22 protein-coding genes are annotated in these 21,638 nt (G+C 41.9%); 10 read left to right on the forward strand and 12 right to left on the reverse strand.

The window, feature by feature from the left end:
- The first annotated feature begins 114 nt into the window (after positions 1-114).
- Positions 115-1,101: a glycine--tRNA ligase subunit alpha gene (glyQ, locus tag E0H79_RS05310; RefSeq protein ID WP_004976017.1), complete on the forward strand. Its 987-nt coding sequence runs from the start codon at positions 115-117 to the stop codon at positions 1,099-1,101.
- Positions 1,101-3,170, forward strand: a complete 2,070-nt coding sequence (gene glyS, locus E0H79_RS05315; protein ID WP_131261075.1) for a glycine--tRNA ligase subunit beta — start codon at positions 1,101-1,103, stop codon at positions 3,168-3,170. The genes glyQ and glyS overlap by 1 nt, the downstream gene beginning before the upstream one ends.
- A 21-nt stretch (positions 3,171-3,191) precedes the next feature.
- On the opposite strand, the gene E0H79_RS05320 is transcribed toward glyS, so the two are convergent.
- Complete coding sequence (locus E0H79_RS05320; RefSeq protein WP_131261076.1) at positions 3,192-4,142, reverse strand: hypothetical protein; 951 nt, start codon at positions 4,140-4,142, stop codon at positions 3,192-3,194.
- A gap of 112 nt (positions 4,143-4,254) precedes the next feature.
- Between E0H79_RS05320 and E0H79_RS05325 the strand changes: the two genes are divergently transcribed.
- Positions 4,255-4,644, forward strand: a complete 390-nt coding sequence (locus E0H79_RS05325; RefSeq protein WP_131261077.1) for a hypothetical protein — start codon at positions 4,255-4,257, stop codon at positions 4,642-4,644.
- 342 nt (positions 4,645-4,986) lie between these two features.
- Positions 4,987-5,502: a hypothetical protein gene (locus tag E0H79_RS05330; RefSeq protein ID WP_131261078.1), complete on the forward strand. Its 516-nt coding sequence runs from the start codon at positions 4,987-4,989 to the stop codon at positions 5,500-5,502.
- A 66-nt stretch (positions 5,503-5,568) separates the two neighbouring features.
- On the opposite strand, the gene E0H79_RS05335 is transcribed toward E0H79_RS05330, so the two are convergent.
- Both E0H79_RS05335 and E0H79_RS05340 read right to left on the reverse strand, forming a co-directional pair.
- A complete protein-coding gene (locus tag E0H79_RS05335) occupies positions 5,569-5,769 on the reverse strand; it encodes a hypothetical protein (protein ID WP_131261079.1) in 201 nt (66 codons plus the stop codon).
- A 118-nt stretch (positions 5,770-5,887) separates the two neighbouring features.
- The gene (locus tag E0H79_RS05340) at positions 5,888-7,156 is read right to left on the reverse strand and encodes a hypothetical protein (RefSeq protein WP_131261080.1); all 1,269 of its coding nucleotides are present in this window, start codon (positions 7,154-7,156) and stop codon (positions 5,888-5,890) included.
- 120 nt (positions 7,157-7,276) lie between these two features.
- Between E0H79_RS05340 and E0H79_RS05345 the strand changes: the two genes are divergently transcribed.
- Together E0H79_RS05345 and E0H79_RS05350 are read left to right on the forward strand one after the other, a co-directional pair.
- Positions 7,277-8,053 carry a class I SAM-dependent methyltransferase gene (locus E0H79_RS05345; RefSeq protein ID WP_131261081.1) on the forward strand — a complete coding sequence of 259 codons (777 nt, stop codon included), beginning with the start codon at positions 7,277-7,279 and terminating at the stop codon, positions 8,051-8,053.
- Positions 8,054-8,067: 14 nt separating this feature from the next.
- A complete protein-coding gene (locus tag E0H79_RS05350; RefSeq protein WP_096901318.1) occupies positions 8,068-8,622 on the forward strand; it encodes a hypothetical protein in 555 nt (184 codons plus the stop codon).
- A 6-nt stretch (positions 8,623-8,628) separates the two neighbouring features.
- Here the strand turns inward: E0H79_RS05350 and E0H79_RS05355 are convergent, their stop codons facing one another.
- Together E0H79_RS05355 and E0H79_RS05360 are read right to left on the reverse strand one after the other, a co-directional pair.
- Entirely contained in the window at positions 8,629-9,831 is a 1,203-nt protein-coding gene (locus E0H79_RS05355) for a TIGR03862 family flavoprotein (protein WP_131261082.1), read from the reverse strand.
- Positions 9,832-9,837: 6 nt separating this feature from the next.
- On the reverse strand, positions 9,838-10,530 hold the full coding sequence (locus E0H79_RS05360; protein ID WP_228258772.1) for a tRNA (guanine-N(7)-)-methyltransferase: 693 nt from the start codon (positions 10,528-10,530) through the stop codon (positions 9,838-9,840).
- 86 nt (positions 10,531-10,616) lie between these two features.
- Here E0H79_RS05360 and E0H79_RS05365 point away from each other — a divergent pair, with 86 nt between their 5' ends.
- Both E0H79_RS05365 and E0H79_RS05370 read left to right on the forward strand, forming a co-directional pair.
- Positions 10,617-10,790, forward strand: coding sequence for a DNA gyrase inhibitor YacG (locus tag E0H79_RS05365; protein WP_004975985.1), 174 nt, complete (start codon positions 10,617-10,619; stop codon positions 10,788-10,790).
- 203 nt (positions 10,791-10,993) lie between these two features.
- Entirely contained in the window at positions 10,994-11,173 is a 180-nt protein-coding gene (locus tag E0H79_RS05370) for a hypothetical protein (protein WP_131261084.1), read from the forward strand.
- Positions 11,174-11,234: 61 nt separating this feature from the next.
- On the opposite strand, the gene E0H79_RS05375 is transcribed toward E0H79_RS05370, so the two are convergent.
- The 5 genes from E0H79_RS05375 to E0H79_RS05395 form a co-directional block, all read right to left on the reverse strand.
- Complete coding sequence (locus E0H79_RS05375; protein ID WP_131261085.1) at positions 11,235-11,879, reverse strand: MBL fold metallo-hydrolase; 645 nt, start codon at positions 11,877-11,879, stop codon at positions 11,235-11,237.
- 18 nt (positions 11,880-11,897) lie between these two features.
- Complete coding sequence (hemH, locus tag E0H79_RS05380; protein ID WP_104852985.1) at positions 11,898-12,911, reverse strand: ferrochelatase; 1,014 nt, start codon at positions 12,909-12,911, stop codon at positions 11,898-11,900.
- Positions 12,912-12,976: 65 nt separating this feature from the next.
- A complete protein-coding gene (locus E0H79_RS05385) occupies positions 12,977-14,005 on the reverse strand; it encodes a DUF4062 domain-containing protein (RefSeq protein ID WP_096901324.1) in 1,029 nt (342 codons plus the stop codon).
- Positions 14,006-14,091: 86 nt separating this feature from the next.
- On the reverse strand, positions 14,092-14,967 hold the full coding sequence (murI, locus tag E0H79_RS05390; RefSeq protein ID WP_131261086.1) for a glutamate racemase: 876 nt from the start codon (positions 14,965-14,967) through the stop codon (positions 14,092-14,094).
- A 46-nt stretch (positions 14,968-15,013) separates the two neighbouring features.
- Complete coding sequence (locus E0H79_RS05395; RefSeq protein ID WP_004975967.1) at positions 15,014-15,625, reverse strand: DUF1285 domain-containing protein; 612 nt, start codon at positions 15,623-15,625, stop codon at positions 15,014-15,016.
- Between the two features lie 195 nt (positions 15,626-15,820).
- Between E0H79_RS05395 and E0H79_RS05400 the strand changes: the two genes are divergently transcribed.
- Positions 15,821-17,533 (forward strand): electron transfer flavoprotein-ubiquinone oxidoreductase, encoded by a 1,713-nt coding sequence (locus E0H79_RS05400; RefSeq protein ID WP_004975965.1) that lies wholly within the window; start codon positions 15,821-15,823, stop codon positions 17,531-17,533.
- A gap of 408 nt (positions 17,534-17,941) precedes the next feature.
- Positions 17,942-19,075 carry a hypothetical protein gene (locus E0H79_RS05405; protein ID WP_104852982.1) on the forward strand — a complete coding sequence of 378 codons (1,134 nt, stop codon included), beginning with the start codon at positions 17,942-17,944 and terminating at the stop codon, positions 19,073-19,075.
- A gap of 137 nt (positions 19,076-19,212) precedes the next feature.
- On the opposite strand, the gene E0H79_RS05410 is transcribed toward E0H79_RS05405, so the two are convergent.
- Together E0H79_RS05410 and E0H79_RS05415 are read right to left on the reverse strand one after the other, a co-directional pair.
- Complete coding sequence (locus tag E0H79_RS05410) at positions 19,213-20,673, reverse strand: autotransporter outer membrane beta-barrel domain-containing protein (RefSeq protein ID WP_131261087.1); 1,461 nt, start codon at positions 20,671-20,673, stop codon at positions 19,213-19,215.
- Between the two features lie 20 nt (positions 20,674-20,693).
- On the reverse strand, positions 20,694-21,350 hold the full coding sequence (locus tag E0H79_RS05415) for a hypothetical protein (RefSeq protein ID WP_131261088.1): 657 nt from the start codon (positions 21,348-21,350) through the stop codon (positions 20,694-20,696).
- Positions 21,351-21,638 lie beyond the last annotated feature (288 nt).

Raw genomic sequence — 21,638 nt, forward strand, 5'->3', positions numbered from 1 at the left:
GTGAATTTGTAAAACCCCAAACAACCAACCGCTAGTTGTGCTTTAACCTTTGCCAGCACCCCGCAAAATCCTTATAATTGAGCACAATTTTTCTCTAATTTTAAGTGGATGACCATGAGTCGCGCCATATCGCATATTGATACCTTTCAAGGCTTAATTCTTGCCTTACAAAACTACTGGGCGGAGCAGGGCTGCGTCGTTTTACAACCTTACGATATGGAAATGGGTGCAGGGACATTCCACACTGCCACTTTCCTACGTGCTTTAGGTCCAGAAACATGGAACGCGGCGTATGTACAACCATCTCGTCGTCCTAAAGATGGTCGTTATGGCGAAAACCCGAACCGCTTACAACACTACTATCAATTTCAGGTGGTGCTGAAACCAAACCCAGACAACATTCAACAGTTGTATTTAGATTCTTTAAAAGCAATTGGAATTGACCCATTGGTGCATGACATTCGCTTTGTAGAAGATAACTGGGAATCTCCAACTCTTGGCGCTTGGGGCTTGGGTTGGGAAGTATGGCTAAACGGCATGGAAGTGACTCAGTTTACTTACTTCCAGCAAGTCGGTGGTGTTGAGTGCTACCCTGTAACAGGCGAAATCACCTACGGTCTTGAACGTCTGGCAATGTACTTGCAAGGTGTAGACTCAGTTTACGACTTGGTTTGGACTAAAGGACAGTTTGGTACTGTAACGTATGGCGATGTGTTCCATCAAAACGAAGTTGAACAATCGACCTATAACTTTGAATACGCACCTGTAGAAAAAATGTTTGAACTGTTTGACTTCTATGAAGTAGAAGCGAGCCGTTTAATTGCAGCAGAATTACCGCTACCTGCTTATGAGCAAGTGATTAAAGCATCTCACTGCTTTAACCTCTTGGATGCGCGCGGTGCAATTTCTGTGACTGAGCGTCAGCGTTATATTTTACGTGTCCGTACTTTGGCACGTTCTATTGCACAAAGTTATGTGGCTGCACGTGCAAAATTAGGCTTCCCAATGGCTGAACCACATTTACGTGATGAAGTCTTGGCACAATTAAAAGCACAGGTTGAAGCGGAAGCCAAAGCGCAAAATACTGAGGAAAGCAAATAATGTCTAAACATACAGTTTTATTTGAACTCGGTTGCGAAGAACTCCCACCGAAAAGCTTAAAAACCTTACGTGATGCACTACTTGCAGAAACTGAAAAAGGTTTAAAAGATGTAGGCTTGGCTTTTGATGCAATTGAAGCCTATGCAGCACCACGTCGCTTGGCACTTAAAATTGTCAATGTAGATGGTGCGCAAGCAGACACCCAAAAACGTTTTGATGGTCCTGCTGTTCAAGCCGCCTATGATGCTGAAGGCAAACCAACCAAAGCCCTTGAAGGCTTTATGCGGGGTCAAGGTATTACGGTAGATCAAGTCTCTACTTTCCAAGCAGGTAAAGTTGAAAAAGTCTGCTACCTAAAAGATGTGAAAGGTCAAAGTCTTGATGCATTGTTGCCACAAATTCTACAAACTGCTTTGGACAACCTGCCAATTGCAAAACGCATGCGCTCTGCTGCGAGCCGTACTGAATTTGTGCGTCCAGTTAAATGGGTCGTTTTACTTAAAGATCATCAAGTAATTGAAGCAACGATTCAAGATCATCAGGCAGGTAATGTCACTTATGGACACCGTTTCCATGCACCTGAAGCTATCACTTTAACGCATGCCGATGAATACTTAGCGAAGTTAAAAGCTGCTTACGTTGTAGCGTCGTTTGAAGAGCGTCAAGCTATCATCGACCAACAAGTAAAAGCATTAGCGGATGAAGTGAATGCGATTGCAATTGTTCCTGCGGATCTACGTGACGAAGTCACTGCACTGGTTGAATGGCCGGTAGCTTTACGTGCCAGCTTTGAAGAACGCTTCCTTGCCGTTCCTCAAGAAGCCCTGATCACTACCATGCAAGATAACCAGAAGTATTTCTGTCTGGTGAATGCTGAAAACAAATTACAGCCTTACTTCATTACCGTTTCAAACATTGAGTCTAAAGATCCGACTCAAATTATTGAAGGTAATGAGAAAGTGGTTCGTCCACGTCTGTCAGATGCTGAGTTCTTCTTCCTGCAAGACCAGAAACAGCCATTAGCTTCTCGTAAAGAGAAACTGGCCAACATGGTATTCCAGGCACAACTGGGTACTTTGTGGAACAAGTCTGAACGTATTGCTAAACTGGCTGTCGCACTTGCTCCGATTACGGGTGCAAAAGCTGAAGATGCTGAAAAAGCTGCCCTGCTTGCAAAATGCGACTTAACTTCTGAGTTAGTAGGTGAATTCCCAGAACTTCAAGGCATCGCGGGTACTTACTACGCACGTCTTGAAGGTGAAAATGATGAAGTGGCTGAATCTTTAGGTGAGCAATATTTACCTAAATTCGCGGGTGACGTTCTGCCTAAAACCAAAACGGGTACAACGATTGCCCTTGCAGACCGTTTAGACACGCTCACAGGTATTTTTGGTATTGGTCAAGCGCCGACAGGTTCTAAAGACCCATTTGCATTGCGTCGTTCTGCGATTGGTATTTTGCGCCTTGTAACAGAAAACGGTTTAGATGTTTCAATTGAAGACTTAATTAAGCTGGCATTGGCTGCTTATGGCGATGTATTAAAAGATCACGACAAGACTTTGGCAGATGCTGTTGCATTCCTTGAAGGTCGTTACCGTGCGAAATACGAAGACCAAGGCGTTGCAGTAGATGTGATTCAAGCCGTTCAAGCTTTATCACCAAAATCTCCACTAGATTTTGATAAACGTGTCAATGCGGTAAATCACTTCCGTGCCTTGCCTGAAGCGGCTGCATTGGCTGCTGCAAACAAGCGTGTTGCCAACATTTTAGCCAAAGAAACCGCACCTGAAGGAAGCGTCATTGAAGCTAACTTGGTGGAAGATGCAGAAAAAGCATTATTCGCGGAACTTGCGAAAATCACACCTGTGGTGGAGCCATTATTGGCAGCAAAAGACTACACCACCGCACTCTCTCAATTGGCTGCATTGCGTGCGCCTATTGATGCTTTCTTTGACAGTGTCATGGTGATGGCAGATGATGCAGAGTTGAAAGCCAACCGCTTACGTTTACTTGCGCAGTTACGTGATTTGTTTACACGTGTTGCAGATATTTCAGTACTTCAGCACTAAGTTATGATTGAAAAACCCGCTTTAAAGCGGGTTTTTTATTTCATACTTTTCATCAATTTCTACCATTATTGTTTTGAAATAGTCATTTTTTTCATCAAGATAAAAATTGCATATACGTGCTGTACGCTCATCATTCTCCAGCATTGATTTTCTCATTAATTCAATTGCGACTAGATAATCTTCAATTTCATTAAACCAGTCTTCATCCTGCAATAATCTATTTTCTAAAGACTGTTTTAACTCTAGATATTGCTTATGAATATTGTCTAAAGCCGTATAAGCAAAGAGCTTATTCTGCTCATCATAAATACTATGAATTTTTTCGTACCAATAAGAAATCGGCAGCAAATCAACTAATTTTTCATTTTCAAATTTCTTTTTAACTTCATTTTCCATAACAATTATTTCTTTATTTAGTCTTTTCAACAGAACAATTACTTCATCTAGTTGCTTCTTAAGTAATTTATGAATAGAAATTTCTTCATAAACAGTATCTTCTGCTTTTTTTGAATATCTCAGTAAGTCAAAGCCCAATTTATTAATAGTAATACGAGAAATAAAATTGTTAAATTCGTTCTTATCTTTCTCGCTTCGTCCTCCTTCATTATTCAGAATTGTATGACCAATCGAAGCATTCCTAACCTTACGAATCTTTTTCAGCTCACTAGTTGTTTCCCACTGAACTTCGAATACGTCATATAGATGTTTCAAACTATCTTGTTGAAGAATAAAACATTGCAAAATTCCATAACAATAAATGTATTTCAGCCCTGTTTCTTTAGGAAATTCTGTTTGAAAATAATCCTTAAAGGCTATGGAAGTATCTCCCAATACATCTAAAGCACTACATAGCATCCACCACTTGTGTTTATCATTTAATAATTGGTGATGAAGAACCCCACGATTAATACGATCACGCAGCTGATCTTCTAAATTTTCTATTTGATCTAAAGAACCTAGTAAGTGATCCATACTTATATCAATGCGAGGATAGTCTTGTTAAAAAATTAGTTTCCAAATCATAGGCAATTTCATCTGAATTGCCTATACTCAATCTAACAACACTCAACAAGAAAACGAGCTTATGAAACTTAAAACACTCATTTTATCGGGTTTAACTTGCCTTTCTCTTAGTGCGTGTACTTCTGCACCTGTCATTCCACAGCTCACTGCAGGTGTTTTACAAGAAGTGAAAAATATTGAAGTTTACCCAGACACTGTCAATAACAGCGCCAAACTCACAAAATTTATTGATAAATGCGTGATCGAATTTACAGGCACGCTGCAAGCAGGTCGTTCTATTGAACAATGGGCATTTAAAGGCAATAGCTTAATTTCAGCAGGTTCTGCAACATTTGCACAAGATGGGACCAGCACTGCAGAGAATTTTGACTTGCACGATGCTACGGTACAAAAAAACTTCATTAGCTTGCGCAGTCACTTCCATAAAGATGCACTTGCACAATGCAACTAAACTATAAACTGCCTAGAATGTATCATGATGTAGCAAGATTGTTGGACTTTCAATATAAATACAGCATCGCTTGATATTTCAAACTAAGATGATAAAAGCAGTGTAGCCATTATTGCCCTGCTTTAAAAACTCTCCAGAGTAACAAGACCCACAATTTTATGTGGGTCTTTTTCTTTAAGCTTGCAATGCTGCTATGATTTTAAACACTTTAAATTTCACCTAAAAACACATCATACTTATGAAAAATAAACACTGCAGTTCATCTAGGCTTTATACAATGCAGTACATTTTATTCAAAACCTTTCAACGACCAGTATTCGGCATCCTAAGAGGCGCAGCACAATGAAAAAGATCAATGTCAGCATTTGTATTGGACTATTACTCAGTAGTGCTTCGGTGTGGGCACAAAATAGTGATGCGCAAATTCAAAGCAATAAACCAATTCAGCCTTATGCAGACAATCCAAACCTTTTGCATGTTTGGGCATATAAAACTCAGGAAGGTGTGATTCAGGCAGCACAAAAAGTCGGTGAAGTAACCGAAAAAAGTATTGAAAAAATTCGCCCATCGGCACATCAAGCTTTAGACAACGCCAAACAATTGGGCAGTCAGGGTGCGGCTCAAGCCAAACATACTGGGCAGCAACTTGCCAACAATGTAAATACTAAAATTCAGGAAACCAAAGAAGTGATTACAGGACAAAGTGATCATGCCGTGCCTATCTATCAAGCACCATTAAGCGCGCCTTCGCAGAATATCGCCCCTGCAGCCACCATTGCCGCACCTACTCAAGAAGCACAGACTCAGGCTGCACCAAGTACAGAGGCTGAAGAAGAAATTAAAGTGATTAAGCTATAATTTTTTTGATTTATTGGTTTGCTCAAAATTATAAAAACAACTCAGTGCAAATAAAAAAGCCTGCATTTAATCTGCAGGCTTATTCATGTGATAGCGTATCGATTTTTGAATTTGTCGGAATACATAAGCGCCTAATCCCAACAATACCAACAAACCTAAAGCAAAAAATAGATAAGCCTTCGGCTCAGGCGCATCTGCAAACAAAGTCGCAGATAAAATGAAACTGGACAGCAAAACAAGCACAGCAGGCATCAACAACTTGGTCATACATACTACCCTTGGAATGATCAACAAAACCATGTTTTAAGATCATCTTAGCCCAATGGCAAAACAATACAAGTGTCTAAAGTTTAAACCATCTAAATAATGGATCAAACTTTGCAGCTTACTGTTCCAGTTCTAGGGTAAATTTGGCAGTATCTGGCAAATCTTCCACAAAGTCATTGCCGCCAAACTCATCACTGCTCAGGTTCAAATCTTTATAGCTCAACACAAAATAGTCGCTATATTTTTTCAATATTAGTGGGTGCATGCCTGCAGCAAGTGCATCTTGTTCCTTGCATAGTTTCATGACATGACGATCATTCATACTAATTAAATAGCGTTCATCATTCAGATAAATTTGCACCAAACCACTGCCCTTTGCATAAATAGGAATCAGGAATTTATGGTTTAAGGCAATTGCATGTGCGGCATAGCTCTCAATTTTTTGGCTGATGATGTTAAACACCAAACCATGACCAAAATGGTCGAGCAAGACATTACGATTTTCATACGGTAACTGAATTTGTAAGCCAAGTTTGTTTAAATCGTGCTGATCGACCTGTTTATTGCTAAGCAAGGAGCGAATCAGGTTTTGTTTCAACTTGGCATCAAAAAAGTTACTGTCTAGCTGTAAGTTATTGTATTTTAAAATACGACCTAAAGACCAGCGATGGTTCGGCAAGACATTTTCAATCACTTTACGATAGTAAAACTTGCTGTTCTTTTTCACCTTGCGAATTTTTTGGTAAAAGAACGGCGCATCAAAAGGATGGGTTAAAAAGTCATTCAGTAATTCAGAGTTGGCTAAAATTGCAATTGCATCATGCCCTGTAAATGGCAAATGTAAGGTATGTAAATGCGGAATTAAAGGCTGAATTTTTAAATAATGCCCACGATCTTCAGCATAATATTGGTCATAGACCACAATATATTCACGCTGTGCCGATACATCTTGCGCTTGAATGCGCATATTGGCATTTAAGTCTGCATGATAAAACATGTTATAGCGTGGGTCATGAATATCTTCAGGGTCAATTGAATATTGCGGCACCAAAGCCACAATGCGGTTTAAATCCAGCAAATTGGAATATTTAATTGCCGCATAGCCACCCATTGAGCCGCCATAGCCCACGCGAATTTTAAACGGAGCAATCAGGTCTTGAATGGCTGCCAACATGGCACGCATAGAAGCTTCAGGAAACCATGATTTTTCCTTAGGCATGACCCCAATCACATTAAAATGAAACTTTTCCAGTGATTTTTCGGCATTAATAGACGTTCCTTTGGCCCGTGTAATTAAATCGCCAAAAGAAAAAATCAGCTCCTGAGATGAGCCTTTCATGAAAATAGCGCGGATATGTCCGTCTTCAAAAATTATGTGTTTGTCCATTCCCACACCGGCGCCAAGGCGCTGAATTAAACCGTTACTTTAAACTTGAATACCCTGTACGCAAGTCCAAAAGTGAATATGTTATTTTATAGATGCACAGCAGATTAAAAATCGCAAAATATGACACAATCTCTACATCCTGCCGCACAACAAGGTTTTGCTTTAGGGGCAAACCTATATCAACAAGTTCGTCCCAGTTACCCGCAAGAAGTCAATGTTTTCCTGCAAGATCAGCTCCAAGTTCCACTTAATAGCAATATTGTAGACTTGGGTTCTGGCACAGGAAAGTTCCTGCCACATTTGCTCAAACTGACAACTCAGCTTATAGCGGTAGATCCGATTGCCAGCATGTTAGCCGAATTAGAACAACTTTACCCACAAGTTAAGACAATTCAAGCACGAAGTGAGCAATTACCACTGCACGATCAATGTGCAGATTTGGTGAGCTGTGCGCAATCTTTTCATTGGTTTGCCAATCTGCAAAGTTTAAAGGAAATTCACCGAATCTTAAAACCGCAAGGTCATTTGCTGTTAATTTGGAATCAACGTGATATTTCAGTCAATTGGGTCAATGCACTGGCAAAGATGATTTTGCCTTTTGAGGGCGATACACCGCGTTTTCACAATCAGGACTGGCGTCAGGTATTTGCCGATACAGATTTATTCCAACTTACTCACGAGCAGAAATTTCATCACACGCATGTTGGTACAGTTGAACAAGTCGTGTCTAAGCGTTTGCTTTCGACCAGTTTCATTGCTGCAATGCCAACTGAACAGCAACAACAACTCAAAACACAATTTGAACAATTAGTATTAGAATATACGAATAAGCATGTGCAAGATGAAATTGAATTTCCCTATTGCACACATTTGTATGTCTATCAAAAAGTTGAATGAGAGGGAGCAAATAAATGCAAATAACCTTTAAACACGCGATTGCTCCCTTAACAATTTTTTTGGCGTTCTCCCTCAGCGCTTGCGAGCGCAGCAAAGTAGAACATGCAGACAAACTCAGCCCTGAAGATCAAATCATGCAAACTCAGGTCGAGCAAGCCGCGATTCAGCCCTTTGAAATGACTGCGGATGACCCGCATGATATTCAATTGCTGATGGATTATGAACAACGCCATGACCAAATGAGCAATGATTTGGAAGATGAGTTAGAACGCTTGCATGAAAGCCAACAACTCGATGCTGCATTTGCACAAAATCGCCTGCAGGACAACATTCAATCTGCCTTGAGTATGCTCAAAGAACTGGATTTAAAGACACCGCAAGGGCGTTATATTCAAGGCCTAATGAGTCATTATTGGGAACAGCAAGCGCAATATCTAGCAACTCAAAATACAACTTCTGCACCTTATCCTGTCAGTAAAGAACAACGTCAGCAAGGCTTAGCAGACTTGCTACAGGCGCAGCAACAACTAGAACATTGGCGTGGGCAATATCCACAACTTGATGAATAACGTGTTTTACGGACGCTGCTGTAAATACTGATGCACTCCTTCAGCGGCAGCGCGTCCTGTAGCAAAACAGGCTGTCAGCAAATAGCCGCCCGTTGGCGCATCCCAATCCAGCATTTCACCACAGAGAAAAACGTGTGGATTGGAATTTAACTGCAATTGTGCAGATAAAACCTCACGTTTGACTCCGCCCGCACAGCTAATTGCTTCTTCAATAGGACGAAAACCCTTTAAAGGCACCGTTAAATTTTTAATCTGCTGCGCCAATTGCATAGGTTGCTGCCAAAGGGCTTTATCCACCAACTCACGCACGACTGCAGACTTCACGGCATCCAAACCTGCCTTACGCCAAATATTGCTTACAGACTGTTTTTTGGAAGGTTGCAACTTTTGGTAGAGTTGCTCAACGGTTAAATCGGGTAGCAAATCGAGTTGTAACTGCAGCGGTTGTTGAGCGTGCTGCAACTGTCGCAATGCTCGCCCTTGCTTATAAATTAAGCCACTTTCCAAACCATAATGGCTAATCACAATATCGCCCATGCTCGCTTCAGCGCCTTTCACCCATGCTTGCACACGTTTTAAAGGTTGTCCAAAAACTGGCTGCATATAGTTAGACCAGTGACATTCCACCCCTGCATTGCTGGCTTGGAAAGGCTGAATTTCATTGGCAGATAACCAACGCTGCCATGCACCATCACTACCCAATTTCGACCACGACACTGCCCCACATGCCATCACAATGGCGGCAAATTGCTGTTGTTCAATGTGACCTGTACTTAGATTTTGAATACTGAGTTGATTATTATTTAAATCACATACCTGATGCCGATAATGAAACTGCACGCCTGCATCAACCAAGCGTTTTAACCATGCGCGCAGCAAAGGTGCGGCTTTCATTTCTTGTGGGAAAATCCGCCCCGATGAACCTACATAAGACTGAATCCCTAAACTCTGCATCCAGTTTTGAATCCAAGCCGCATCCCATTGTTGAATCCACGGCGCCAACCATTCCGTCTGATCATAACGCTGAACAAATTGTGCAATCGGTTCGGCATGTGAAATATTCAGACCTGTTTTACCCGCCATCAAAAACTTACGTGCCGCTGAAGGTTTCTGCTCATAAACATGCACATCATAGGCATACTGGCTCAGCACTTCGGCAGCCATTAACCCTGCTGGCCCTGCTCCTATAATTGCAATGCGCTGTTTCATGCCTGTTTACTCAGTTGTTGCACTTGAATCTGCAAGCGCTTTCGCCTCAACTGCAGCAGGTGTTAAAGTTGGCTGCTGTCCTTGCAAAGGCTGAAAATCATCAAAACGGGTTGTATAAGCTACTGGTTTGGTGATCAACAGTTCCTGACAACGCTCGCCACGTGCTAAATATTTGATTTCAAAGTGAGTGCGTGCTGAATCTACTGGAACATCCTGCTGAATAAATGGCAACTTCCACACTTCAATCAGCTGTTGCTGTGCTTCTGCAATATATTCAGGAATATTACTCACCAAAGTAATGCTGCCACCTGCTTTTAAGCGTGACAATAAAAACTCAAAAAACGGCATATTCAACCAACGCTGGGTGGCATTATGCGGTTCTGGATTCGGATATAAAATAAAGAATTGCTCGACTTGAGCAGGAAATAAAGCATGCACAATCCATGGAATCGCATCGGCATGAACAATCTGTAAGTTCTGCTGACCTTCAAGCTGATGCTGTTTTTGCATCGCCAAAAATTTTTCACGGGTGCGCTCAATTGCAATTAATTTTTTATCGGGATGTTGCCCACTAAATAATAAAGCATGCTTGCCTTTTCCCGCACCAATTTCAACACAAATCGATTCATTGGCAATGGCTTGAAAATCACGAGGGGCATGCATACGCTGGGCTTGAAATTGACGAATTGGCATAATCAGATCAAACTTACAAAATTCGGCACAAGTCTATCAAGTCAGGTGCTATTTGCCTAATCCAATCCTGCATTTTTCATTTGGAGTTGATCATGCCACGCACTTTTCCTTGCCCTCGTTGTGGTGAACCTTCGCAATGGGAAAACAATCCATTTCGTCCTTTTTGTTCTGAGCGTTGCAAGCTCATTGATTTAGGCGCATGGGCAAATGACGAGTATCGTTTACCCACCCAAGATGCTCCGCAAGCAGAAAACTCTGAGGAATAAGCAATAAATTTCCACGCCAAATATTGCCTAAAACTACACACAGTTTCATGGAATTTTTCACATTTTTGCAAAAATTGTTCAAAATTTTGTTGCTTAATAATGGCTTAAAAAAGATAAGCTGCACTTTATAATCGTGCCGCGTGTAGAACATACGGCATTGAATAAAAATTAAACAACAACAAAAATTTTAGGAACACAACACCATGGAAGCATTTCTTAAAGGAATTTTAATGCTCAGTATTTTACTCGCCACCAGCAGCTTGGGTTTAGGTCTTTATACACATGATCTTTTAATGCTCAGTATTGGTATTTTATTTGCATTCTTCGCCATGCTATTTGCTCTTGAAAGCAGACAAGTCTTAGGAAACCCTTTCCGCAAATAAAAAAAAGTCAGTATAAACTGAATTTTAGGTGATCTTTTACTATTAGATTACAGCACAAGACTTAACCTGCTTGCCCCGCCACAAAAGGGTTGTTCTGTTTTTCAAATCCAATGGTACTGATGGGACCATGCCCCGAAATAAACTGAGTGTCATCGGGCAAACTAAAACATTCGCGCTGAATTGAATCTAGCAATTGTTGATGATTCCCACGTGGAAAATCGGTGCGTCCAATCGAGCCTTTAAATAGCACATCGCCTGTCCACAAGACGCCATATTTTGCATTATAAAACATCACATGGCCTGGGGTATGCCCTGGTGCATAACGCACTTCAAAGCTTTCTTGACCCAATTGCAGCACTTCACCACCCTCTAACCACTGTGTAACCGTGACTTGTTCAGGGATAGGAAAACCATAACGTGCAGACACTTCTTGCAGTTGATCTAACCAAAAAGCATCTTCTTTCTGTGGACCAATCACAGGAACATTCCAGTAATGTTGCAACGCACCAACAGCCCCCGCATGGTCTAAATGTCCATGAGTGAGCCACAAAGCTTTCACCGTTAAACCCAACGCTTCAACTTCGGCTTTCAGCTTTTCAGGCTCACCGCCTGCATCAATCAAAATTGCTTCTTTGCTTTCTGCATCCCACACAATCGAGCAGTTTTGCTGAAAAGCGGTGACGGGAACAATTTTGACTTGCAACATGGTGGCGAACCTCAAAAATTAATGGCTTAGGTTAAGCTTTACAGCATCAAGATTAGCTTGAAGTAAATGTTTGAGCAAATCCAAATGATCGGCACGGGTATTCAGTGCAGGAATATAGGCATATTCTTTGCCACCTGCTTGTAAAAACAATTCTGCGTTTTGAATTGCCAATTCTTCTAGCGTTTCCAAACAATCTGCAGAAAAAGCAGGACTCATAATTTGCACCGACTTCACGCCCTGCTGTCCCCATTCTTCAAGTAAGACATCGGTATAGGGTTTGACCCATTCTTGTTTGCCAAAACGTGACTGGAAGCTAATTGCCCACTGATCATCATTTAAATTTAAAGCATCGGCAAGCAATTTGGCCGTGATCCGACAACGCTCTGCATACGGATCACCCTTATCGGCATACGGCTGTGGAATGCCATGAAACGACATCAATAATTTTTCTGCCACACCATGCTCGGCTTGAAATTCACGCACACTTTGCGCCAACGCCTGAATGTATAAAGGATGCTGATAATAATCACGAATGATGGATAAGCCCGGCAAATTACGCTGCTGTGGCACCCATTTGGCAACGGCATCATATAAAGGTGCAGTCGAAGTTGCCGAATATTGTGGAAATAAAGGGAACAAAATCACGTGATCTTGAGGATTTTGACTCAAAGCTGCCAAAGCCTGTTGAATACCCGGATTGCCATAGGTCATTACCGGTAGAATATTCAATTCAAACTCAGGATATAGCGGCAATAACTGCTGTTTTAAAGCATCAACCTGTTGCAACAAAATTTCCCGCATCGGTGAATCTTGCTGCCAGACCATGGCATAAGCATGTGCAACACGCTTAGGACGAAATGGCAAAATGAATAAGTTCAAAATGATTTGCCAAATCGGTTTGGGAATTTCAATCACCCGTTGATCGGATAAAAACTGCTTTAAAAAACGGCGAACCGCTGCTGCAGTCGGTTCATCAGGCGTACCTAAATTGGCTAAAAGAACGGTTACTTTGGGTTTTGCTGTAGACAACATTCAGCCCTCGTGTCTGATGATTGAGCCCGACTACTTTAACAGTTTTTTCACTCTGTATTGAGAGATTAATACGGTGTTTTAAATGAATAAACCCGATCGGTATCTAGCAAATTGCTCTCTAAAAGTTTTTGCGCTTTTGCCGTGGTTTGCCACAACATCCGCTGACGATCATCACGCCCCGCCTGCACAATCCAGTCATTTTGACGCATTTGCATTTTAATCTGATGCAAGGCCCGAATATTGATTTGGGCACGTGCAACTGCATGCGCACGTGGCATGATCCGACGTGCATCCTCCAAACCAGTTTCATTCAAATATTCATTCATGCGTTTCGAAAAATATTCTTCAGGGGTTGGATGAATAAAAGTATTGCCTAAAATTGCCAACAACTGCGCCCAACTTAAACTTCGCTCAACTTTCAGCTCTCTAAAGTTACCATCCTGATAGGCATGCATGCGATATTCAAAACGATATGATTCATTCATCGACACTTTAGATACGCTTAGAAACGGGTCTGCTTCGCGCTGTCCCACATCGGTTTCCAGCTGACGTAACTTACTTTTTAAACGTTCAATTTCATCATGCAAAGCTTGTGTATTTTGCGGGCGCACCCAACCAGAAGTCGGATAACGCTCTAGCATTTGCGACATATTAAAGCGGACAGCAAGCTCTAAATCACGCAGAGTGCGGTAGCTAAACACCTGATCGACTTCTTGTTGTAATAATTTACGGAACTCTTTGAATTTTTCACGCAATTCAGGTTTTTCATCATGTAAAGATGAATCACGTGAATCTGGGTCTTCGTGCATAAATACAATGATCGGCTTTTGCTTGGTGACTGCATAAATATACTCTAAATGCATATACCCCACGCCCGACACCGATTGCTCACCGTACTGGCTGCCCAATAGAATCACCACATAATCACAATCATCAATTTGACGGCGTGCAAATGCAGTGCTGAGTGGGGTACGTTGTTCTAAACCCCACGAAAAAAAACCCATTCCCACCAATGTTTGTGCCAAGATCACTCGTTCTGGCTGCATATCTGCCCCAGACGTCGAGATAAAGACCTGATAGCGCTTATCGAGCATTGGTTTCCCCTCTCCTATTGCCATTACAAGTCGGTCACCGTCTACTTGTAATGCCTTTCCCCAATCATAAAAAAATTATCTTAAAGTCAGTCCACAGTACTCACATTTACGATACTCCAAGAAATATTGCCTGGAATAAGATGCTGCAACACGGGCTTTAATTGTTCTGCATTGTTCCCGCTGACATAACACGCAATTTGTAAAGTATCTGCCAAACTTTGTTCAAATAATAACTCATTTTTAATTAAAATGCGGGAAGTTTGACGCGCAACGGCAATTCCTGAGTCAATTAATGTCAGTTTCTGACCAAAAATGGACTCAATCGCAGGTTTTAGGAAAGGATAATGGGTACAACCGAGCACCAAATAGTCCGCGCCCTGATCGACCACAGGTTGCAAACTCTGCTGTAAGGAACTTAAACATGCCTCACTCATTTGCGCCCCTTGCTCAACAAAAGGCACTAAATCTAGATTGGTGACATTCAAGACTTGCACTTGAGCAGGAATCGCAAAACGCTGCATCACATCTTTAATAAGTTGTCCGCGAAAAGTCGCAGGCGTCGCAAGTACAGCCACAGTTTTGCTTTGGCTATTTAATACGGCAGGCTTTAAAGCAGGCACTAAACCAATAATGGGAAAATCTTCGCCGTAATGATCGCGCAGATAATCTAGACTAAAAGCAGAAGCAGTATTACACGCCACGACCGCAACTTTACAACCTTGTCGATATAACCATTCGATTGCAGCTGCAGTGAGTTCTCGAATATTTTGATCATCACGTGGGCCATACGGCACATGTGCAGTATCGGCATAATAAAGGATGCGCTCATTGGGCAAATATTCTGCAATTTCAATGGCAACTGACAAGCCTCCTATGCCCGAATCAAAAATACCAATTGGCGCACTGGCTTGTGCTTTTGGCATGGCTTGATTTAAGGGAGAAACAGGATGAATGGCTGTCATAGCAAGAGATTCAGCAATACAAAATGGGATGAATAAAGCTTAAACCTCAGCTGCTTAAATGCAAGTGCAAATCACCACTTTTCAACGATAAAATCGTTTCGCCCTGCGCATTTTCACTCAGCTCGCCCAATTCCACCAAATGTAAAAAAGCCGCACGCTGAATCAGGGCATTAATACCAAAACGCACATGCACATAAGGACGCAGCTCACCTGCATATTCACGCATAAAAATAGGATGCTCGGCATCAACAATCACAATATCCTGATGTGTAGTGATAAGTTGAATATAATTTTGCTGTCCGATTTCGACCACATCAACCTGATTGATGAACAAAGGCTCATCTTCTACCTGGATTTCAATTTGTTCCACTGGGGTTTTTAAATAAAACTTGCCCTGCTCTTTCCATAACACACTAGAAAACAGATCAACCAATGCCTGACGTTTGATCAATTGACCTTCGTGCCACCATTCTCCATTGGCTTTGACCAGCAAATCCATTGCTCCACAATGCTTTGGATGCCATTGCTCCAAAGGAGGGATTGATCTTTTGTGACCTGACTGTCCAGTTTTTATATATTGTGCAATGTGCATTAAATTTTTATTATCAGCCGTAGCTACATTTTCTGTCGGTTTGATTGAATTATCGTCATGCTTCATGCTGCAGTACCTTACTGACGGAAAAATAATACGATTCAGCCAATTGGCTAAGACTCGGTTTAAAACTATACTAGCTCACAATACTTACCCATACTGTAAAAGACACGATTAAATTTGTGTCTGGCAACTAAAAATACTCATGGCAGCACCGTTGCTTGATGCGGTTGCCACCTTCAATTATATGAGGAGTCCTACATGGAACACATCGAACGTGAATCGATGGAGTTTGACGTAGTCATCGTAGGCGCAGGCCCTGCGGGTCTTTCTGCTGCGATCAAAATTCGTCAACTTGCAATTGAAAACAATTTAAATGATCTGTCCGTTTGTGTGGTCGAAAAAGGCTCTGAAGTTGGTGCGCATATCCTTTCGGGTGCAATTCTTGAGCCTCGCGCCATCAACGAGTTATTTCCTAACTGGAAAGAAGAAGGTGCGCCTTTAAATGTGCCTGTGACTGAAGATAAAACTTTCTTCTTGATGTCACCTGAAAAAGCTCAGCAAGCACCGCATTGGATGGTGCCTAAAACCATGCATAACGATGGTAACTACGTGATCTCGTTAGGCAACGTGGTGCGTTGGTTAGGTCAAAAAGCCGAAGAATTAGAAGTTTCTATTTTCCCTGGCTTTGCGGCATCTGAAATTCTTTACCATGCCGATGGTACGGTTAAAGGCATCCAAACTGGTGACATGGGCATTGGTAAAGATGGCGAGCCAACGCATAACTTCACACCGGGTTATGAACTACATGCCAAATACACCATTTTCGCAGAAGGCTGTCGTGGTCATTTAGGTAAGCGTTTAATCCAGCAATTCAATTTGGATAAAGATGCCGATCCGCAACACTACGGGATTGGTATTAAAGAACTTTGGGAAATTGACCCTGCAAAACACAAACCAGGTTTAGTCATGCACGGTGCAGGCTGGCCATTAAGTGAAACAGGTTCTTCAGGCGGTTGGTGGTTATACCACGCAGAAAACAACCAAGTGACTTTGGGTATGATTGTGGACTTGTCGTATACCAACCCACACATGTATCCATTTATGGAAATGCAGCGCTGGAAAACTCACCCTCTAATTAAACAGTATCTAGAAGGCGGCAAGCGTATTTCTTATGGTGCACGTGCTGTGACCAAAGGTGGCTTTAACTCATTGCCAAAATTCACCTTCCCAGGTGGTTCTTTAATTGGTGATGATGCAGGCTTCTTAAACTTTGCCAAAATCAAAGGCTCTCATACCGCCATGAAGTCTGGCATGCTTTGCGGTGAAGCAGTATTTGAAGCGATTGCTGCAGGTGTCGCAAAAGGCGGTGACTTGGCGATTGCTCGCGTAACTGAAGGCGAAGATTTCTTTGTGAAAGAGCTAACGGCTTACACTGAAAAATTCAACAACAGCTGGCTGAAAGAAGAACTTTATAGCGCACGTAACTTTGGCCCTGCAATGCATAAGTTTGGTCAATGGATGGGTGGTGCGTTTAACTTTATCGACCAGAACGTGTTTAAAGTACCATTTACTTTGCATGATTTAGTGCCTGATTTCAGCGCACTCAAAACTGTAGATGCAACCAGCTTTAAACCGAACTATCCAAAACCAGATGGCAAGCTGACTTTTGACCGTTTATCTTCAGTGTTTGTATCGAATACCGTACATGAAGAAAATCAGCCAGCACACTTAAAGTTGACAGATACCTCTATTCCAGTGAACGTAAACTTACCTAAATGGGATGAGCCTGCACAGCGCTACTGCCCTGCGGGTGTTTATGAAATCATGGAAAATGATGATGGTTCAAAACGCTTCCAGATTAACGCAGCCAACTGTGTTCACTGTAAGACTTGTGACATTAAAGACCCATCACAGAACATCACTTGGGTAACACCTGAAGGTGGCGGTGGTCCGAATTACCCGAATATGTAATTGCGAATCGCAATTGAGAAACCCAAAAGCAGTGCCTCGGCACTGCTTTTTTATACACAGTTTACAAAATTACCAAGGTCTCATAATCCCTTACATTTTTCAGGTATTTCTCTATTCAAAAGCAGGCGATTGAATAACTTTCCTTGTTATGCTGTTTTTGCTTATTTTTTATCTTTTCTATTTTTAGTTTTTTATTTCGTTTTTTTCAGACTTGAACAACCGAAAATGTTGTTTTGTCAGCTTTTATACAATGCTATTCGGCATTTTATGCAGCACTTAGCACGGTAGCAAAATGTTGTAGATGCTGACTAAAACTGACTTGAGTGGAGTATAAAGCAGTACTTTGAGTTTTATCTTGCTCAAGCATTTGGTTGTTCTTCTTATTTTCATTAGAAGAGGAATTCCAACATGCTTAATTTAACAGACACCCTCAACCAACTTAAAAATGTGCAGGCACAACCTGCAGTCAGCTTATTTCTACCCACACATCGTACCTTTCCAGACAATCAGCAAGATGTGATTGCTCTTAAAAACCAACTTAAACAACTCGAAGAACGCCTGTTGGCAGACTATGACAAACGTCTGGTGGCACAAATTTTAGAACAGATTCATCATCAAACCAAAGATTTGAATCCCAACTACCATTTAGACAGTCTGGCTATTTTTGCCACAGCCGACAGTGCACAAGTACTGCGTCTGCCATTCCCTACCCAAGAACGTATTGTGATTGATCAACAATTTTCAGTGCGTGATTTTATTCGTGAGCTATCTTATGCAGTGCAATACTATGTGGTAGTGATCAGTCGTGAAGTTGGACGTCTGATTAAGGCCTCCAATGATCGTGTAATCCATGAGTTTTCTGTAGATGACAGCGACTTGAATGAACGACTGCCACATGGTGCATTTCCTGTTCAAAATGATAACTTATATAGCACCAGCGGTGCAGAACGTGCCACAGCCGCCAATGAAGACCGTTTACTCAAAGAGTTTTTAAACCGTGTCGATAAAAATGTGCAAACTGTACGTGCCAGTGAGCCATTGGGCTTGGTCATTGTGGGTGATCGACGCAATATCAGTTTTTATGAATCTATTTGCGACCAACCCAATGCCATTATTTTCAGTGTAGATAACGTCACTCAGCTAGAACAAGGCAGCGCACAACACATTATTGACAGTATTCAGACCGAGCTAAAAAGCCATCAACAACAATTGCATCAGCAACATGCGCAGCAACTGGATGAACTCTATGCCAGTGACCGTGTTGTGACCGATCTGCAGCAAATTTATCAGGCAGTGTTGCAAAATAATGTCGATACTTTATATGTTCAACAAGGCTACATGCAGACAGGTTGGGTCGATACCGACCAGCAACGAATTTATCTAGATCAAGCGCACGCACCTGACAGCGCACAAGCCACAGACGATGTGATCAACCATATTATTGATGCAGCACAGCAACACGCTGCCAATATCGTATTTATTCCTGCCGATTATTTACAGTCCAAAGCACCACTGACTTTAATGAGTCGCTATGCGGTCTAAAACTCAGTCCATTTGACTGTGATCTAAAAAACAGCCATGCAGATTTATCTACATGGCTGTTTCAATCAAGATTCAAACTTCTCATTCATACGCAAATCTACGCTTTCGCATGACTTTCTCATGAATAAAACGATCAATTAGAATCGAGTCGTTACCGCCAACTGTACCCGATGACTGTCGCTATGTGATCGCCCGCTATATTCATAATTCAAATTGAGAAAACTATGTTGTCCAAAGTGAAGTTGTGAACCTAAGGCAGCATGATATTGACCTTGATCGGCATGCCATGCATCAAACTTCAGTTTCTCCGCTGTGCCTACATAATGGGTATCTAAATATGCTTTTTCCTGAATCGGTTGGCTGTAATACAAGCTGCCTTGCAATTGCCATGCTGGATTCAACTGGTAATTGGCTTGCAAACCTGCACCAAAATTCCAGCGCTGCATCACCAAATCATCTAAGCTGTTGACACCATCCTGCTGAGTTTGTTCGGCATGAACATAATGTTGGAACGAAGCGTCTAAATACGGTTGAATCTGCATTTTTTGACTGAGTGGATAGCTATAATCTAGACGCAAACCTGCGGCATACATTTGTCCATCAAACTGTATTTTTTGTGCTTGAGCATGACCACGCTGCGCGTCAACATCCACCTGCATGCCTTTTAACCATGCCGCGACACTTAAATCACGATTAAGCTGCTGTGCTGTCCCCATAGTTAGTGCATAGGCTTTGCTCTGACTGCTATTTTTTGAGCCTGTTTGTACGGCATCATCTAAGTTCAGTTGACTGAAATCGGCCTGCGCTGCCAAGGTCATCCCTGCCAGTTTTGTTGCCACACCAACACCTTGATGATGACTACGGCGCTCACTATTTAAGCCGACATAATCCATATCATAACTTTGGTAATCACCCGAAAACCAAAGCTGTTTGGGTTGTGCGGTTGCCAAACGCTGTGCAAACTGACGTTCTTGCTTGCTGCTTTCTTCTGCGACATTTAAAACGGTATTGGCATAAAAACTTGGATCAAGTTGATGAAACAGTTGATTCAATGCCTGCGTAGAAACTGTACTTTCAGCAGCATTGCTATAACGTATAGTTTGAGCAAAATTGTTAAATAAGCGATTGGCAAAAACTTTTTCAGCATCTTCCAGCGTTTCTAACTGTTGTTTCTGATCAAGACTTGCTAAAACTACATCTAAATTACGGGCAACCTGAGTACGTCCTTCAAGTTCAGCAGCAAGAGCCGCCACCGTTTCAGTCGATTTACGCTTTGCCGTAATCACCACATCGGTATTGATTGTATCTGCCGCACGTACAGGCTCGCCCGTTGCATTCAGTTCAGGACGATAACTAACTTGTGTCAACTCAAATAATGGATTGCTTGAGCGATAAGCATCGAACTCACGCTGTACGCCTTGTTGCGCACGTAATACGGTAGTTTGTGAACCTTGTGCAGTAATAAGTGGCTGATCAAGTGGCACTTCATCAAACAGGTTCAAAGTCCCTGCCAAATTGGCGGTTCCCGTTACCGTCAGCAAATTGCCAAAACGTGCTTTAAAACCCGCATGTTGCTGCTGATCTGCAGCAATCTGCATCGAATAGTTGCCTGTGATGGTTAAATTGCCTTCCTTTCAAGAAATGCACTGCCTGTTTCGACTTCTAAAGTGTTTTGTGAGGGTTCAAGTTCTTGAATCGTACTACCCATCTCAACTTCAGATGTATCTTGTGGTACTTCAATATCTTGAATTGCACTATCGACCAAAACGGTGTCGGTTAAAGCAGGCTCTACTGCAGGTGGAGCTACCACATCGACAGGTTGCTCTGCTTCTGACGGAGGTGATTCAAGTGTAGGTATCGTATCAGGCTGATTGACATCATTATTTTCTAAAACGGTAGCATCATCGCTAGGTACAGCATCATTGCTGTCTAAAAGTGAATCTTCAGTTGGTGATGTATTGCCATGATCTGTACTGCCACCACTCAAACCACCACCATTGGATGATACATCGCCATGATCTAGCTCTAAATTCACAGGAGGTTGATCGGTAATGGGTGCAGATGGTGCGACAGGTTGCTCTACTCCGCTGCCAATGCCTTCATTTGTAGTCGGTTGATCTTCTTGGCTGACATTTTCTGCCCCCAACACATCAGTGACTTGAACCGTGCTTGACTGAGAGCCTGAACCCGATGAACAGCCTGAGATACTCATGGTCAATAAACACGCCACACTCAGTGGCTTTAAAGAAAAGTTTTGCTTTTTATCTAAAATCATACCGTACTCAATCAAAATGATGATAACGCAAGATTTATTGATGATTGATCACGTAAAAAATTAAGCAGATTTTGCTCAGTCTAAATGGCATATTTTTTTAAGATAAAGACAATCAGTTAAGCCCCCCAAAATTATTTTTCTTAACTTGACTACTTTAATGCGACAGCTTAATCAGCTTTTTCAGCCTTATAAAACATAAACACTGCCATATAACATTCAAACCAAGCAAAACCCCAAATCTGCTTAATTTTATCCCCAAATGTTCTGCAATCGAACTCAATAAACTGA

Origin of the sequence: Acinetobacter sp. ANC 5045 (assembly GCF_004331005.1) — a bacterium.
Classification (GTDB): Bacteria; Pseudomonadota; Gammaproteobacteria; order Pseudomonadales; family Moraxellaceae; genus Acinetobacter; species Acinetobacter towneri.

Excerpts from the sequence above, each read along its gene's own strand:
- glyQ (WP_004976017.1), top strand. The coding sequence starts at position 115 with ATGAGTCGCGCCATATCGCATATTGATACCTTTCAAGGCTTAATTCTT.
- glyS (WP_131261075.1), top strand. The coding sequence starts at position 1,101 with ATGTCTAAACATACAGTTTTATTTGAACTCGGTTGCGAAGAACTCCCA.
- E0H79_RS05320 (WP_131261076.1), bottom strand. The coding sequence starts at position 4,142 with ATGGATCACTTACTAGGTTCTTTAGATCAAATAGAAAATTTAGAAGAT.
- E0H79_RS05325 (WP_131261077.1), top strand. The coding sequence starts at position 4,255 with ATGAAACTTAAAACACTCATTTTATCGGGTTTAACTTGCCTTTCTCTT.
- E0H79_RS05330 (WP_131261078.1), top strand. The coding sequence starts at position 4,987 with ATGAAAAAGATCAATGTCAGCATTTGTATTGGACTATTACTCAGTAGT.
- E0H79_RS05335 (WP_131261079.1), bottom strand. The coding sequence starts at position 5,769 with ATGACCAAGTTGTTGATGCCTGCTGTGCTTGTTTTGCTGTCCAGTTTC.
- E0H79_RS05340 (WP_131261080.1), bottom strand. The coding sequence starts at position 7,156 with ATGGACAAACACATAATTTTTGAAGACGGACATATCCGCGCTATTTTC.
- E0H79_RS05345 (WP_131261081.1), top strand. The coding sequence starts at position 7,277 with ATGACACAATCTCTACATCCTGCCGCACAACAAGGTTTTGCTTTAGGG.
- E0H79_RS05350 (WP_096901318.1), top strand. The coding sequence starts at position 8,068 with ATGCAAATAACCTTTAAACACGCGATTGCTCCCTTAACAATTTTTTTG.
- E0H79_RS05355 (WP_131261082.1), bottom strand. The coding sequence starts at position 9,831 with ATGAAACAGCGCATTGCAATTATAGGAGCAGGGCCAGCAGGGTTAATG.
- E0H79_RS05365 (WP_004975985.1), top strand. The coding sequence starts at position 10,617 with ATGCCACGCACTTTTCCTTGCCCTCGTTGTGGTGAACCTTCGCAATGG.
- E0H79_RS05370 (WP_131261084.1), top strand. The coding sequence starts at position 10,994 with ATGGAAGCATTTCTTAAAGGAATTTTAATGCTCAGTATTTTACTCGCC.
- E0H79_RS05375 (WP_131261085.1), bottom strand. The coding sequence starts at position 11,879 with ATGTTGCAAGTCAAAATTGTTCCCGTCACCGCTTTTCAGCAAAACTGC.
- hemH (WP_104852985.1), bottom strand. The coding sequence starts at position 12,911 with ATGTTGTCTACAGCAAAACCCAAAGTAACCGTTCTTTTAGCCAATTTA.
- E0H79_RS05385 (WP_096901324.1), bottom strand. The coding sequence starts at position 14,005 with ATGCTCGATAAGCGCTATCAGGTCTTTATCTCGACGTCTGGGGCAGAT.
- murI (WP_131261086.1), bottom strand. The coding sequence starts at position 14,967 with ATGACAGCCATTCATCCTGTTTCTCCCTTAAATCAAGCCATGCCAAAA.
- E0H79_RS05395 (WP_004975967.1), bottom strand. The coding sequence starts at position 15,625 with ATGAAGCATGACGATAATTCAATCAAACCGACAGAAAATGTAGCTACG.
- E0H79_RS05400 (WP_004975965.1), top strand. The coding sequence starts at position 15,821 with ATGGAACACATCGAACGTGAATCGATGGAGTTTGACGTAGTCATCGTA.
- E0H79_RS05405 (WP_104852982.1), top strand. The coding sequence starts at position 17,942 with ATGCTTAATTTAACAGACACCCTCAACCAACTTAAAAATGTGCAGGCA.
- E0H79_RS05410 (WP_131261087.1), bottom strand. The coding sequence starts at position 20,673 with ATGCAGATTGCTGCAGATCAGCAGCAACATGCGGGTTTTAAAGCACGT.
- E0H79_RS05415 (WP_131261088.1), bottom strand. The coding sequence starts at position 21,350 with ATGATTTTAGATAAAAAGCAAAACTTTTCTTTAAAGCCACTGAGTGTG.